This is a genomic window from Pseudomonas paraglycinae, assembly GCF_021601625.1.
In the GTDB taxonomy this organism is placed as follows: Bacteria; Pseudomonadota; Gammaproteobacteria; order Pseudomonadales; family Pseudomonadaceae; genus Aquipseudomonas; species Aquipseudomonas paraglycinae.
The window spans coordinates 79,276-93,056 of the sequence record NZ_BQHR01000008.1; the positions used below are offsets into that span (position 1 = coordinate 79,276).

General features: G+C 60.8%; 9 protein-coding genes. 5 read left to right on the forward strand and 4 right to left on the reverse strand.

Features of this window, described 5'->3' with window-relative positions; genetic code table 11:
* Positions 1-49 precede the first annotated feature (49 nt).
* From L6D82_RS13620 to L6D82_RS13635, 4 genes are all read left to right on the forward strand, one after another.
* Complete coding sequence (locus tag L6D82_RS13620; protein WP_236189628.1) at positions 50-1,378, forward strand: deoxyguanosinetriphosphate triphosphohydrolase; 1,329 nt, start codon at positions 50-52, stop codon at positions 1,376-1,378.
* 308 nt (positions 1,379-1,686) lie between these two features.
* Positions 1,687-2,313 (forward strand): response regulator transcription factor, encoded by a 627-nt coding sequence (locus tag L6D82_RS13625; RefSeq protein WP_007955724.1) that lies wholly within the window; start codon positions 1,687-1,689, stop codon positions 2,311-2,313.
* Positions 2,314-2,321: 8 nt separating this feature from the next.
* Entirely contained in the window at positions 2,322-5,966 is a 3,645-nt protein-coding gene (locus tag L6D82_RS13630; RefSeq protein WP_236189630.1) for a transporter substrate-binding domain-containing protein, read from the forward strand.
* A 48-nt stretch (positions 5,967-6,014) separates the two neighbouring features.
* The gene (locus L6D82_RS13635) at positions 6,015-8,957 is read left to right on the forward strand and encodes an HD domain-containing phosphohydrolase (protein ID WP_236189632.1); all 2,943 of its coding nucleotides are present in this window, start codon (positions 6,015-6,017) and stop codon (positions 8,955-8,957) included.
* Here the strand turns inward: L6D82_RS13635 and L6D82_RS13640 are convergent, their stop codons facing one another.
* Positions 8,958-9,440, reverse strand: a complete 483-nt coding sequence (locus L6D82_RS13640) for a GAF domain-containing protein (RefSeq protein WP_011335287.1) — start codon at positions 9,438-9,440, stop codon at positions 8,958-8,960.
* Entirely contained in the window at positions 9,437-10,327 is an 891-nt protein-coding gene (locus L6D82_RS13645; protein WP_007955716.1) for an ATP-binding protein, read from the reverse strand. The genes L6D82_RS13640 and L6D82_RS13645 overlap by 4 nt, the downstream gene beginning before the upstream one ends.
* A 124-nt stretch (positions 10,328-10,451) precedes the next feature.
* On the opposite strand from L6D82_RS13645, the gene L6D82_RS13650 reads away from it, so the two are divergent.
* On the forward strand, positions 10,452-12,815 hold the full coding sequence (locus L6D82_RS13650; RefSeq protein WP_371857315.1) for a hybrid sensor histidine kinase/response regulator: 2,364 nt from the start codon (positions 10,452-10,454) through the stop codon (positions 12,813-12,815).
* Here L6D82_RS13650 and L6D82_RS13655 read toward each other — a convergent pair.
* Together L6D82_RS13655 and L6D82_RS13660 are read right to left on the reverse strand one after the other, a co-directional pair.
* Positions 12,799-13,260, reverse strand: a complete 462-nt coding sequence (locus L6D82_RS13655; RefSeq protein WP_085744964.1) for a MarR family winged helix-turn-helix transcriptional regulator — start codon at positions 13,258-13,260, stop codon at positions 12,799-12,801. The genes L6D82_RS13650 and L6D82_RS13655 overlap by 17 nt on opposite strands.
* Positions 13,257-13,742: a glutathione peroxidase gene (locus tag L6D82_RS13660; protein WP_085607138.1), complete on the reverse strand. Its 486-nt coding sequence runs from the start codon at positions 13,740-13,742 to the stop codon at positions 13,257-13,259. The genes L6D82_RS13655 and L6D82_RS13660 overlap by 4 nt, the downstream gene beginning before the upstream one ends.
* Between the last annotated feature and the right edge of the window lie 39 nt (positions 13,743-13,781).

Genomic DNA, 13,781 nt, shown 5'->3' on the forward strand with positions numbered 1-13,781 from the left:
CCTGAACCGGGAAGCTAGGGAATCAGTCACCAGACGGAGAGAATCAGCCTTGGATTGGCATACCCTGCTCAACCGCGAACGTCTCGGCAAACCGTTGCACAGCCCGCAGGAACTTGGCCGCAGCCCGTTCCATAAAGACCATGACCGCATCATCTTCTCCGGCGCCTTCCGCCGCCTGGGGCGCAAGACCCAGGTGCATCCGGTGTCGAGCAACGACCATATTCATACGCGCCTGACCCACTCGCTGGAAGTCAGTTGCGTCGGCCGCTCGCTGGGCATGCGTGTCGGCGAGCCCCTGCGCCGCGCCCTGCCTGAATGGTGCGAGCCGAGCGATCTGGGCATGGTGGTCCAGTCGGCCTGCCTGGCGCACGACATCGGCAATCCGCCGTTCGGCCACTCCGGCGAAGACGCGATCCGTCACTGGTTCCAGCAGGCTGCCGGGCGTGGCTGGCTGGATGCGATGAGCGACGCCGAGCGCGGTGACTTCCTGAACTTCGAAGGCAATGCGCAGGGCTTCCGGGTCCTCACGCAACTGGAGTATCACCAGTTCGACGGCGGCACCCGGCTGACCTACGCCACCCTCGGCACTTACCTGAAGTACCCGTGGACCGCCCGTCACGCCGACTCCCTCGGCTACAAAAAGCACAAGTTCGGTTGCTACCAAAGCGAGTTGCCGTTGCTGGAGCAGATCGCCCACAAGCTGGGTCTGCCGCAACTGGAAGAGCAGCGTTGGGCGCGCCATCCGCTGGTGTATCTGATGGAGGCGGCGGACGATATCTGCTACGCCTTGATCGATCTGGAAGATGGCCTGGAAATGGAGCTGCTGGAATACGCCGAAGTCGAGTCGCTGCTGCTCGGCCTGGTCGGCGATGATCTGCCGGAAACCTATCGCCAGCTCGGTCCCCAGGATTCGCGCCGGCGCAAACTGGCGATCCTGCGCGGCAAGGCCATCGAGCACCTGACCAACGCCGCTGCCCGGGCATTCGTCGAACAACAGGACGCGCTGCTGGCCGGTACGCTGCCGGGGGATCTGGTGGAACACATGCACGGACCGGCCAAACGCTGTGTGTTGAACGCCAAGGACATCGCCCGCAAGAAAATCTTCCAGGACAAGCGCAAGACCCTGCATGAGATCGGCGCCTACACGACCCTGGAGATTCTGCTCAACGCCTTCTGCGGTGCTGCCCTGGAACAGCACAACGGCCGCACGCCGTCGTTCAAGAGCCGCCGGATTCTCGATCTGCTGGGCAATAATGCGCCGAACCCGCACGGCCCGCTGCATGCATCGTTCCTGCGCATGATCGACTTCATCGCCGGCATGACCGACAGCTACGCCAGTGACATGGCACTGGAAATGACCGGACGTTCCAGCCATTGACGCCTGCTTCCCGACCGATCTGCAATGGATTGGTCGGGAGGGCCGAAGATAATGTCTTAAATAAACAAAGAACAATCATCGAAGGTCTTTTCCCGATAAACTTTCTCTGCGCACTTAAACTTATATCAAGCCCCGTCACTGGACATCTCACGCATCTACCTACGGCAAACCTAGTTAACACGTAGTCTGATTCCTCTTTATTTGTAGGACTTATCCTAGATTGCCGCTAACACTCCGTCAGTTCATGCGACCGCTCATTCATCTGAGCTAAGGTGCGCCCTTTATTCGCGCTCGTATGGGATTTGATTATGAACTCCGTTTTTATTGTCGACGATCACCCGGTCATCCGCCTCGCCGTTCGAATGCTGCTGGAGCATGAAGGTTATAAAGTCGTCGGAGAAACCGATAACGGTGTCGATGCCATGCAGATGGTTCGCGAATGCATGCCCGACCTGATCATTCTCGACATCAGCATTCCCAAACTCGACGGTCTGGAGGTCCTGGCCCGCTTCAACTCCATGAGTTCGCCGTTCAAGACCCTGGTGCTGACCGCACAATGCCCGACCCTGTTCGGCATTCGCTGCATGCAGTCAGGTGCGTCGGGGTATGTATGCAAACAGGAAGACCTGAGTGAACTGGTCAGTGCAATCAAAGCCGTACTGTCCGGTTATAACTACTTTCCCAGCCAGGCCTTGAATCCGGTTCGTCACGATGATGTGCGCTATGTAGAACTTGAACTTTTCAAGTCCGTCAATGATCGGGAACTCATGGTCCTGCAACTATTTGCCCAAGGCCGCACCAACAAGGAAATTGCCAAAGGCATGTTTCTCAGCAATAAAACCGTCAGCACTTATAAAAAACGCCTGATGCAAAAACTCAAAGCCAAGTCCCTTGTAGAACTTATCGAAATGGCCAAACGTAACGCACTCGTGTGAGAGCCAACATGCCCAGTCGCTTAAAGAGTTTTCTGATTGCATTGAGTGCATGCCTGAGTCTCAGCGCGCCTGTCACAGTTGCATCGTCAACCTTCCAGGACCTTGCCCTGCTCGCGCGTTCGACCGACAGATCAATTCCGGTCCTGTTCGAGCCATCGCAAGAGGCGTGGCTGCACACTCGCAATGATTTGATTCTGGGAGCATCCGCTCCGGACTACCCCCCTTTCGACATGACAACCAGCGGACACGACTACGAAGGTTTCACAGCGGACTACGCCGGGCTGGTGGGACAGGCGACGGGGCTACCGGTCAAGGTCAGGCGCTTCGCCTCGCGCGAGGCCGCGATCCGCGCATTGATCGAGGGCAGCATCGACATGCTCGGTACGTCCAACGGGTTCGAAGCGGAGAACGCCAACATCATGCTGTCCAGGCCCTACGCAGTCGATCAACCGGTCCTGGTCACACGCGAAGGCGAAACCCGCTCTCTGACCGAAGGCCTGGCCAGTCTGCGGCTGAGCATGCTCTATCACTACCTGCCGCTGGAGGAGGTCAAGGCGATGTATCCCAAAGCCCTCATCACCTCCTATCCGTCCTACCAGAACGCGATCAATGCCGTCGCGTTCGATCAGGCGGACGTGTTTCTCGGCGACACCATCTCCACTCACTACATGATCAGCAAGGGCTATCTGAACAACATCCGCATGGCCAACTTCGGCAAGCACGAAGCCCACGGCTTCAGCTTCGCCGTGCATCGCAACAATACGCAATTGACCGGCATCATCGACGCGGTGCTCAAGGCGGTTCCGGGCAGCGAGCGCGAAAACATCGCCAAACGCTGGAGTGTCGGCAGCGACACACTGCTCACCGACCAGAAGTTGCAACTGACCAAGCGTGAAGAACAATGGCTGAAAAGGAATCCGGTGGTAAGCGTCGTCGTCAATGAAGCCTTCGCACCGCTGACGTTCTTCGACAGTGATGGCAACTTTCGCGGCATCAGTGCCGACCTGCTCGAACTTATTCGCCTGCGCACCGGTCTGCGATTCGAGATACGCCGCAGTCGCAGCGATGCCGAGATGATCAGGCAGATTGAAAATCACCAGGCCGACCTGATTGCCGCCCTGCTACCCACCGCTCAGCGTGAGGAAACCCTGACTTTCAGCCGTCCCTACCTGGAAAACTCCTACGTTCTGTTGACCCGAAAAGCGGCCGACAGCCCGACGCACCTGGGCCAGCTCAAACGCAAACGTCTGGCGATCGCGCAGGGCAATCCGATGATCGAATACCTGCGCACCGAATTTCCACGTATCCAGCTGATCGAAACGCCGGATACCTTCAGCGCCGTAGCGTTGCTCGACGAAGGCCAGGTCGAGGGCGCAGTGAACTCGCTGGTCATCGCCAACTACTTCATCTCCTCCCGCATTTTCGAACAGCCACTGCAGATCACCACCACCATCGGCACACGTCAGGCGGCGTTCTCGCTGGCAACTGCCAGGGACAGCACGGAACTGGGCTCGATCATCGACAAGACCCTGATGAGCATTACCCCCGAAGAACTGGGCATCATCAATGGCCGCTGGCGGGGTTACTCAAGTGTTTCGCAAGGCACCTGGCGTCAATACCAGCGCTTTTTCTATCAGGCGATCGGCGGGGCCTGCCTGCTGTTGCTGCTGTCGCTGTTCTGGAATGCCTACATGCGCCGCCAGATCAATCAACGCAAGGCAGCCGAACGGGCGTTGAACGACCAGCTGGAGTTCATGGGTTCACTGGTCAACGGCACGCCCCATCCAATCTATGTGCGTGACCGACAGGGACTTCTGCAAAGCTGCAATGACAGCTATCTCCATGCGTTCAATGCCCGGCGTGAAGACGTCATCGGCAAAAGCGTGATGCAGGGTGCATTGAATAATGCTTTCGAGGCACAGACTTTTCAGGCCGACTACCAGCGGGTGGTGGCCGAGGGCAGGCCGCTGGTGCTCGACCGGCCGCTGCAGATCGGCAACCGGCGCCTGACGATCTATCACTGGATCCTGCCGTACCGGGACTCCAGTGGTGAAGTGCGGGGGATCATCGGCGGCTGGATCGACATCAGTGAGCGTCGCGAGCTGCTCGACGAACTGCGCTCGGCCAAGGAACGGGCGGACGATGCCAATCGCGCCAAAAGTACGTTCCTGGCGACCATGAGCCACGAGATCCGCACCCCGATGAACGCAGTGATCGGCATGCTCGAATTGACGCTCAAGCGCATGGATCAGGCTCACCCGGATCGCTCCGGAATCGAAACGGCCTACCATTCGGCCAAGGATCTGCTGGGCCTGATCGGCGACATACTGGACATTGCCCGCATCGAATCCGGGCGATTGAGCCTGCACCCCGAGCGAATCAACCTGATTGATACCATAGGCTCAGTGGTCAGGATCTTCGAAGGCCTCGCCCGACAGAAACAGCTCTCACTGGAAGTTAGCGTCACTCCTGCCGAATTGAATGTCGATGTGCACCTCGACCCCCTGCGCTTCAAGCAAGTGCTGTCGAACCTGATCAGCAATGCCATCAAGTTCACCGAAGAAGGACACATCAGGATCACGCTGGATGTTCTACCCACGAATGATCCCGAACGCTCGATGGTGCAGTTGACCGTACAGGACAGCGGCATCGGGATCACGACGCAGGATCAGTCGCGTCTGTTCGAACCCTTTGCCCAGGCCGGTAATGGCGGACAGAGAACCGTCAGCGGTGCAGGACTGGGATTGGTCATCAGCCGTAACCTGTGCGAGATGATGGGTGGAAAACTGCGGTTGAGCAGCCTGCCCGGAGTCGGCACCCAGGTCAGTCTGTCGCTGCCACTGACGATTTTTCCAGCGAGAGTGACAAAAGCTGAGGACGAGCCGCAGATTCACGCGTCTCTCACCCCGCTGACGGTTCTGGTGGTCGATGACCATCCGGCCAACCGGTTGCTGATGTGCCAGCAGCTGGAATACCTCGGCCATCGTTTCTGTATCGCCGAAGACGGCCTGCGCGGACTGGAAGAATGGAAGAGCGGTGAGTTTGATCTGGTCATCGCCGATTGCAACATGCCCGTCATGAACGGCTACGAGCTGACCCGCGCGATTCGTCAGCACGAAAAGCTGACCCACCGCCCGGCTTGCACCGTGTTGGGGTTCACCGCCAATGCCCAGCCCGAAGAGATCCTGCGCTGCAAGCAGGCAGGCATGAACGAATGCCTGTTCAAACCCCTGAGCCTCAACAGCCTGAGCCAATGGGTCAACAGCGTTCAGCCGCTGTTCCGCGCGCCGGCGTTCAACCTGCAGGGGCTCACACTGCTGACCGGCGGCAACCCTTCCCAGACTCACCGCCTGCTGGCAGAACTGCTCAACAGCAGCCGCCTTGACCGACAGGAATTGCAGGCACTGTCCCTTACTCGAGATCCCCCTGCGCTGGCCGTCATCGCCCACAAGATCAAGGGCGCGGCCCGAATTGCCCAGGCCTCGCGCCTGATCGACAGCTGCGATGCGCTTGAGCAGGCGTGCCTGCAAGCGCTGCCGGGGGATGAGATCGAGCGTCGCTGTCAGGCCAGCCGTCTCGCCATCCTGGAACTGGAGCAGGCACTGGAACAGCAACTCGCCCGGATCCACCAGAGCAAAGTGACCGGGGCTTAACTATGCTTGGACGCTGAGCAGTGTGCTTACCTATACGGAGAGTCCGCAATGCCCAGCCCACTGCGCCCGGAACAACGCCGGTTTCCGCTGCATGTGCACATCAGCGTCATGTTCACTTTTCTGCTGTTGCTCACCGGGGTGGTGCTGGGTCTGTTCAACTATCGGCAGACCACGCAGATCATCCTGTCGAGCAGCGAAAAACTGTTCAACCGCATCGAACAGGATGTGCGCCTTGATCTGCAGGCCACTTATGAACCGATTAGACACCTGCTGAGCCTGCTGGCGGACACCCCCGCCGCCCGCTCTTCCGGCCTCGAACCGCGTCTGGCGCTGCTCAAGCCGTTCAGCCAGTCACTGACGGACAACCCGGACCTGGCCTCGCTGTACCTGGGTTATGGCAACGGCGATTTTTTCATGGTCCGTCCTTTGCGCACACCCGCGCTGAAAACCCTGCTCAAGGCACCCGACGCCGCGGCATTTCAGGTCTGGAGCATCGAACATGACGCCAGCGGTCAGGCGCATTCGCAGTCGCTGTTCTTCGACCAGGCCCTGTCCCCGGTCGGCCGGCAGGACAATCCCGACGATCCTTATGATCCCCGCAGCCGGGCGTGGTACATCAACGCACGGCAGCAGACTGAACAGATCACCACCGAACCCTACGTCTTTTTCTCCACCCACAACGTCGGCACAACACTGGCCCGGCGCAGCGGTGATGACGCGGTAATCGGCGCCGACCTGACCCTCGACGCACTCTCCGCAACCCTGATCAAACACGTGGTGACACCGGCCACGGAAATCGTCCTGTTCGACGCCGAAGGCAACGCCGTGGCCTATCCCGACAGCAGCCGGCTGATCGTCGATGACCGAACGGCGCGTCTGGCCAAGGCTGCCGACTTGAGCCCCGCCCTGCATGCCTTGTTGTCCGGTCACCAGGGCAACCGGCTCAAGGCCGACGGCCGGCAATGGATTGTCGCCCGCAGCCAGTTGCAGGAAGGCGGGCCGAAAGGTTTGCAGATGGCGTTGCTGGTGCCGGAGGACGAGTTGCTGGTCGATGCCTATCGCATGCGCTGGCAAGGCGCGCTGATCACGCTGGCTACTCTGCTGCTGTGCCTGCCGCTCGGGTGGCTGATCTCGCGAATTCTGGTCAAGCCGCTGCATGCGCTGGTCAAGGAAGCCGATGCGATCCGCAGCTTCGATTTCAATTTTCCCGTGACCCGTCGATCACCGGTGCTGGAGGTCGACCAGCTGAGTCTGTCGATGGCCCGCATGAAGGACACCCTGGCCAGCTTCTTTCGGATCACCGACAGCCTGACTGCTGAAACCCGCTTCGAACCGCTGCTGCAACGGGCGCTGTTCGAGACCGTGCAGATCGCCCAGGCTCAGGCGGGCCTGATTTATCTGCGCGAAAACGACGGCAATCGCATGGAGCCCTACGGGCTGGTGGTCGATGGCGCGTCCCAAGCTCTGGCCGCGTTCGATATTCAGGGGCGCAATCTTGACGCCACTCAAAGCCCCGAATGGTTCCGGCAACTGGCGAACGCCAACACGGTGGTGAGCAATCTGGGCTTCGAACAGGCCACCGATCTGCAGAAAGTGCTGCTGGCCATGGCGTCGCCAAGGGTGCACCTGATCGGTATCCGCCTGCATAACCGGCACAACGAGACCGTCGGCCTGCTGGTGCTGTTGATCAATGACAGCGGCACGGCGAGTGATCTGGAAAAGCTGCGGCCCGACCGCATTGCCTTCCTGCAAGCGGTGTCCGGGGCAGCGGCGGTGAGTATCGAAAGCCAGCGCCTGCAAGCCCGGCAGAAGCAACTGCTGGATGCGTTCATTCAACTGCTGGCCGGCGCGATCGATGCCAAGAGCCCTTATACCGGCGGGCATTGCCAGCGTGTGCCGGAGCTGACCCTGATGCTCGCCCACGCCGCCGCGGCCAGTCAGGCACCGGAATTCAGCGATTACCAGCCGAACGAAGACGAATGGGAGGCCCTGCACATCGCCGCATGGCTGCACGATTGCGGCAAGGTCACGACCCCGGAATACGTGGTCGACAAAGCCACCAAACTGGAAACCCTGAACGATCGCCTGCATGAAATCCGCACCCGCTTCGAAGTGCTCAAGCGCGATGCCTGGGTCAGCTACTGGCAAGCCCTGGCCATGGGCGGCGAAGAGCGGCAACTGGCCGAGCTGCGCGACGCAACCCTGACAGCACTGGATGATGATTTTGCATTCGTCGCCCACTGCAATCTGGGCAGTGAAGCGATGGCCGAGGCCGACCTGCAACGCCTGCAAGGCATCGCGAAACGCCCATGGACGCGCACGCTGGATGATCGGCTGGGCCTGTCATGGGAAGAGAACCGGCGTCAGTCACGCACCCCGGCACCGACCTTGCCGGCCACCGAACCGTTGCTGGCAGACAAGCCCGAACATCTGCTGAAACGCGCCGAGGGCGAGCTCATTCCAGAGGACAATCCGTGGGGCTTCAAGCTCGACGTCCCGCCGTACAAATACAATCGCGGCGAGCTGTACAACCTGAGCATCCCCCGGGGCACCCTGACCCGCGAAGAACGCTACATCATCAACCACCACATGGTGCAGACGATCCTGATGCTCAGCCACCTGCCCTTCCCCGGGCATCTGAACAGCGTGGCGGAAATCGCCGGCGGGCATCACGAAAAGATGGACGGCACCGGTTATCCCAAGCGCCTGAAACGCGAAGACATGAGCCTGCCGGCGCGCATGATGGCGATTGCCGATATTTTCGAAGCCCTGACCGCCGCCGACCGCCCGTACAAAAAGGCCAAGTCCCTCAGTGAAGCGCTGGGGATCATGGCCACCATGTGCCGCGAGGCGCACATCGATGCGGAGTTGTTCGGGCTGTTCATCCGCGATGGCGTGTACTTGCAGTACGCCACGCGGTTTCTCGATCCACGGCAGATCGATGCCGTGGACCCGGCGGCCGTGCTGCTCAAGGCAGGCCTGTCGGCGTGATCAGCAGTCGGTCAGGCGCAGGAAGATCGCCGCCAGTTGTTCGATCCCGGCCTGATCGTCGGCACCGAAACGCGCGAGCTTCGGACTGTCGAGGTCGAGCACGCCGATCAGACGGCCGTCCTTGACCAACGGCACGACCAGTTCGCTGTTCGACGCACTGTCGCAGGCGATATGGCCGGGGAACGCGTGAACGTCTTCAACCCGTTGCGTTTGCAAGCTGGCAGCCGCCGCGCCGCACACACCGCGTCCGAACGGAATGCGCACGCAGGCGATCTGGCCCTGGAACGGACCGAGCACCAGCTCTTCGTTGCGATTGAGGTAGAAACCGGCCCAGTTCAGGTCATCGAGCTGGTTGAACAGAAACGCCGAAAACTGCGCGGCGTTGGCGATGAAATCGCGCTCGTCCGCCAGCAGCGATTCCAGTTGCGCGGCCAACATGCCATAGCCTTCGAGGCCCTGGCCGCTCTGTTGCAAATCAATCAGGCCTTGTGCTCCAACAATTTCAGTCCCACCCAGTAACGGGCGAATTGGTACGCGCAACGTCCGTTGCGGTTGCCACGGCCGGTTGCCCAGCGCACGGCGAGAATGTCCAGCTGTTCGTCGCGCTCCCAGCTCAGGCCGGCCTTGGCGGCCAACTGGCCGATCCAGTGCTCGACGACGTTGAGGAAATGTTCCTGGGTAAACGGATAGAACGACAGCCACAGGCCGAAACGATCCGACAGCGCGATCTTGTCTTCTACCGCCTCGCTCGGATGCAGCTCGCCATCGACGCGCTTCCAGTTTTCGTTGTCGCTTTCCTTTTCCGGCACCAGATGACGACGGTTGGAAGTGGCGTACAGCAACACGTTGTCAGGTGCCTGTTCGAGCGAGCCGTCCAGCACGCTTTTCAGCACGCGGTAGTCGCCTTCACCGGACTCGAACGACAAGTCGTCGCAGAACAGCACAAAGCGTTGCGGCAGCTTGGCGATCTGCTCCACCACCCGTGGCAGGTCCGCCAGGTGATCGCGCTCGATTTCGATCAAACGCAAACCGGCCTTGGCGTGTTCAGCCAACAGCGCCCGCACCAGCGACGATTTACCGGTACCGCGCGAACCCCACAGCAGCGCGTGGTTGGCCGGCATGCCGTCGAGAAATTGCTGAGTGTTGCGGCCCAGTTGCTCCAGCTGGCGGTCGACGCCGATCAGGTCCGACAAGCGCATGTCGAGGCTGACTTCCAGCGGCAGCAGATAACCGCTGCGACCGTCACGCTGCCAGCGTGCGGCGAGGCAGGTGCCCCAGTCGATGACCGGGCGTGGAGCCGGCAGCAGTGGTTCGATCCGCGCCAGAACCGACTCGGCGCGCTCAAGAAAAGCATTCAATCGGGAATCCACGTCTTCTCCTCGGGCTCGTTCACAGTGATGATGGCGGTGCAGCGACGACACACAGCGTTCGAAACCAGTCCCGGCCCTTGTTACAAGGCGCTTCGGGAACCCCGGAATCCATGCATGATCGACTATGCTTGAGCAGCGAAGGGAAACGGAAGTGGTTCAACACCCCATGGATATCAAATTCACCCACCGGCTGTCGTACAAACAGGCCCGGCTTACCGTGCTGGTCGGGTTCATTCTGGGCACGCTGCTCAGCCTGCTGCAAATCGGCATCGATTATGCCAGTGAAGACGCGTCCATCAACCGTGAAATCCTGTCTTTGCTGGAAATCAGCCACAACCCGGCCTCGCGCATCGCCTATAACATCGATGCCGAACTGGCGCAGGAACTGACCCTGGGCCTGCTGCGCTCGCCGGCGATCATTTCCGCACAACTGACCGACAACAATCAGACGGTGCTGGCCAACGTCAAACGCCCGGAGCTGCAAAGCGGCTACCGGATGATCAGCGACTTCCTGTTCGGCGCCAAACGCCAGTTCGAAGACCGCCTCTACCTCGATCACCTGCCCAACGAATCCCTCGGCACCTTGAAACTGGAAGTCGACACCTACGCGTTCGGCAGCCGCTTCCTGCGCCGGGCCGAGGTCACGCTGCTCAACGGGTTTGCCCGCAGCCTGATTCTCACCGGGATTCTGCTCGCGTTGTTCTACGTGATGCTGACCAAACCGCTGGTGCGGGTGATCCGCGAACTCAGCGGCCGCGACCCGCGCAGCGCCGAGCCGACGACCCTGGAATGTCCGGGCGGGCACGCCAACGACGAGATCGGCGTGCTGGTCAAGGTTGCCAACCAGCAGTTCGAAAACATCGCCACCGAAATCCAGCAGCGGCGCAATGCGGAAAACCGCCTCACCGACTACCTCGCGCAACTCGAAGACATCGTGTCGGCGCGTACCGCCGAGCTCAAGGCGATCAACGCGCGGCTCAGCCAGTCCAACCAGGAACTGGAAGTGGCCCGCAGCACGGCACTGGACATGGCCGAGGCACGCTCGGCGTTTCTCGCCAACATGAGCCACGAGATCCGCACCCCGCTCAACGGCCTGCTGGGGATGATCGCCCTGTCGCTCGACGGCCCGCTCAACGCCGAACAACAGCAACAACTGTCGATCGCCCACGACTCGGGCAAGGTATTGGTGGAGCTGCTCAACGATATTCTCGACCTGTCGAAATTCGATGCCGGGCAACTGGAGCTCGAACACATTCCATTCGATCTTGGCTCGCTGATCGAAGACACCGCCAACCTGCTGTCGCAGAACGCGGCGCCGAGTGTCGAACTGACCTGCCTGATCGATCCGTACTTTCCGGCGCTGGTGCTCGGCGATCCGACCCGGGTCAGGCAGATCGTCAGCAACCTGTTGTCCAACGCCCTGAAATTCACCCGCTTCGGTCGGGTCGATGTGCGCTTGTCCACCTGGAAAGACGGCGTCCGGATCGAAGTCTGCGACACCGGTATCGGCATCGCCCAGGAAGCGCAGGTGAAGATTTTCCAGCCGTTCACCCAGGCGGGTGCCGGCATCACCCGCCAGTACGGCGGCACCGGGTTGGGCCTGGCACTGACCTACAACCTGTGCGAAGCCATGCAGGGGCGCCTGACCATCAGTTCCGAAGTGGGTTTCGGTAGTCAGTTCTGCGCCGAACTGCCACTGCCCTGCCACACCCGAGCGGTGATTCCGCCACCGTTGCACGGCAAGGTGCTGGCAATCACCAACGCGGTCAGCGGGCTGGCGGAACTGCTGGAAAGTCTGCTGCCGGTCTGGGGACTGACCTACGAGCAGCGAACCCTCGACGACCCGCTGCTCGGTCTGTCCCCCGACGTCATCATCACCGACTGCCCGGAATGCCTGTTCGGCCTGCGCCCGGCGATGACGGCACCGATTCTGCTGGTGACTGCCTACGGCAGTTTCATGCCGGGTGAAGAAGCCGCCGCCCTCGCCCCGTTGCAGCAGCAGGCGCGACCGCTGGCTCGCAACGCGCTGTATCAGAATCTGCGCCGGACGCTGTTGCCGGATCTCACCACCATCGACCGCGCACGCCTCGAAAGCGTGCCGTCGCAGCGGCGCGGTCGGGTGCTGCTGGTGGAGGACAACCCGGTCAACCAGTTGGTGGCCAAGGGCATGCTGGGCAAACTCGGTTGCGACGTTGTAGTCGCCGCCCATGGCGTGGAAGCGCTGGATCAGCTGGAACACGACGAATTCGATCTGGTGCTGATGGACTGCAACATGCCGGTGATGGACGGCTACGAAGCCAGCCGCCAGATCCGTCAGAGCGGGCGCTGGCCGCATCTGCCGATTGTCGCCCTGACCGCCAACGCCATGTCCGAGGAGCGCGAACGTTGCCGGGCAGCGGGCATGAGCGACTATCTGGCCAAGCCGTTCCGTCGGGAAGAACTGGCGGCGCTGCTGGACCAGTGGATTCCGACTACGACAGTGCTTTGATCTGCCCCAGCAAGTGATCGAGACCGTCGCGCAAGTCATTGAGCCGGTCCAGATCCACCCCGCTGTCGCACAACAGCCGCGCCTTCAACGGCCCGACCTGTTCACGCAGCGCCTGCCCCTGCGGCGTGAGGCTCAGATGAACCTCGCGTTCGTCCCGGGCCGAGCGCTGACGCTGGACCAGTTGCAGTTGCTCCAGACGTTTGAGCAGCGGCGTCAGCGTGCCGGAATCCAGTGCCAGACGTTCACCCAGCGCCTTGACCGTCGGCTGCTCCGGCGCGGATTGCTGCCACTCCCACAACACCAGCATCGCCAGGTATTGCGGGTAGGTCAGGCCAAGCTGATCGAGCATCGGTTTGTAGGCACGGATCACCGCCCGCGATGCGGCATACAACTTGAAGCACAGCTGACTGTCGAGCTTCAGCGAATCGGCGGACAGGCTGTTCATTTGAGCAGGGCTTCGATCTCGCGGCTCAGATCCTGCGGCTTGGTGGCCGGGGCGAAGCGCTTGACCAACTGGCCGTCCTTGCCGATCAGGAACTTGGTGAAATTCCACTTGATGCCCTGAGAGCCCAGCACGCCTGGCGCGCGTTTCTTCAACTGCACGAACAGTGGATGCGCGCCGTTACCATTGACTTCGATCTTCTTGAACAGCGGGAAGCTGACACCGTAGTTCAGCTCGCAGAACTCGCTGATGGCGCCCTCGTTGCCCGGCTCCTGCTTGCCGAACTGATTGCACGGGAAGCCCAGCACCACCAGGCCCTGATCCTTGTAGGTCTGCCACAGTTCTTCAAGGCCTTTGTACTGCGGCGTGAAACCGCATTTGCTGGCGGTGTTGACCACCAGCACTGCCTTGCCGGCGAAATCGGCGAGGGTCTTCTGCTCGCCTTTGATGGTGGTGCACGGAATGTTCAGCAGGTTATCGCTCATGGTGCGCACTCTTGAAAAATGGGTAGACGGCAAAAATAG

Excerpts from the sequence above, each read along its gene's own strand:
- L6D82_RS13625 (WP_007955724.1), top strand. The coding sequence starts at position 1,687 with ATGAACTCCGTTTTTATTGTCGACGATCACCCGGTCATCCGCCTCGCC.
- L6D82_RS13630 (WP_236189630.1), top strand. The coding sequence starts at position 2,322 with ATGCCCAGTCGCTTAAAGAGTTTTCTGATTGCATTGAGTGCATGCCTG.
- L6D82_RS13635 (WP_236189632.1), top strand. The coding sequence starts at position 6,015 with ATGCCCAGCCCACTGCGCCCGGAACAACGCCGGTTTCCGCTGCATGTG.
- L6D82_RS13650 (WP_371857315.1), top strand. The coding sequence starts at position 10,452 with ATGCTTGAGCAGCGAAGGGAAACGGAAGTGGTTCAACACCCCATGGAT.
- L6D82_RS13655 (WP_085744964.1), bottom strand. The coding sequence starts at position 13,260 with ATGAACAGCCTGTCCGCCGATTCGCTGAAGCTCGACAGTCAGCTGTGC.
- L6D82_RS13660 (WP_085607138.1), bottom strand. The coding sequence starts at position 13,742 with ATGAGCGATAACCTGCTGAACATTCCGTGCACCACCATCAAAGGCGAG.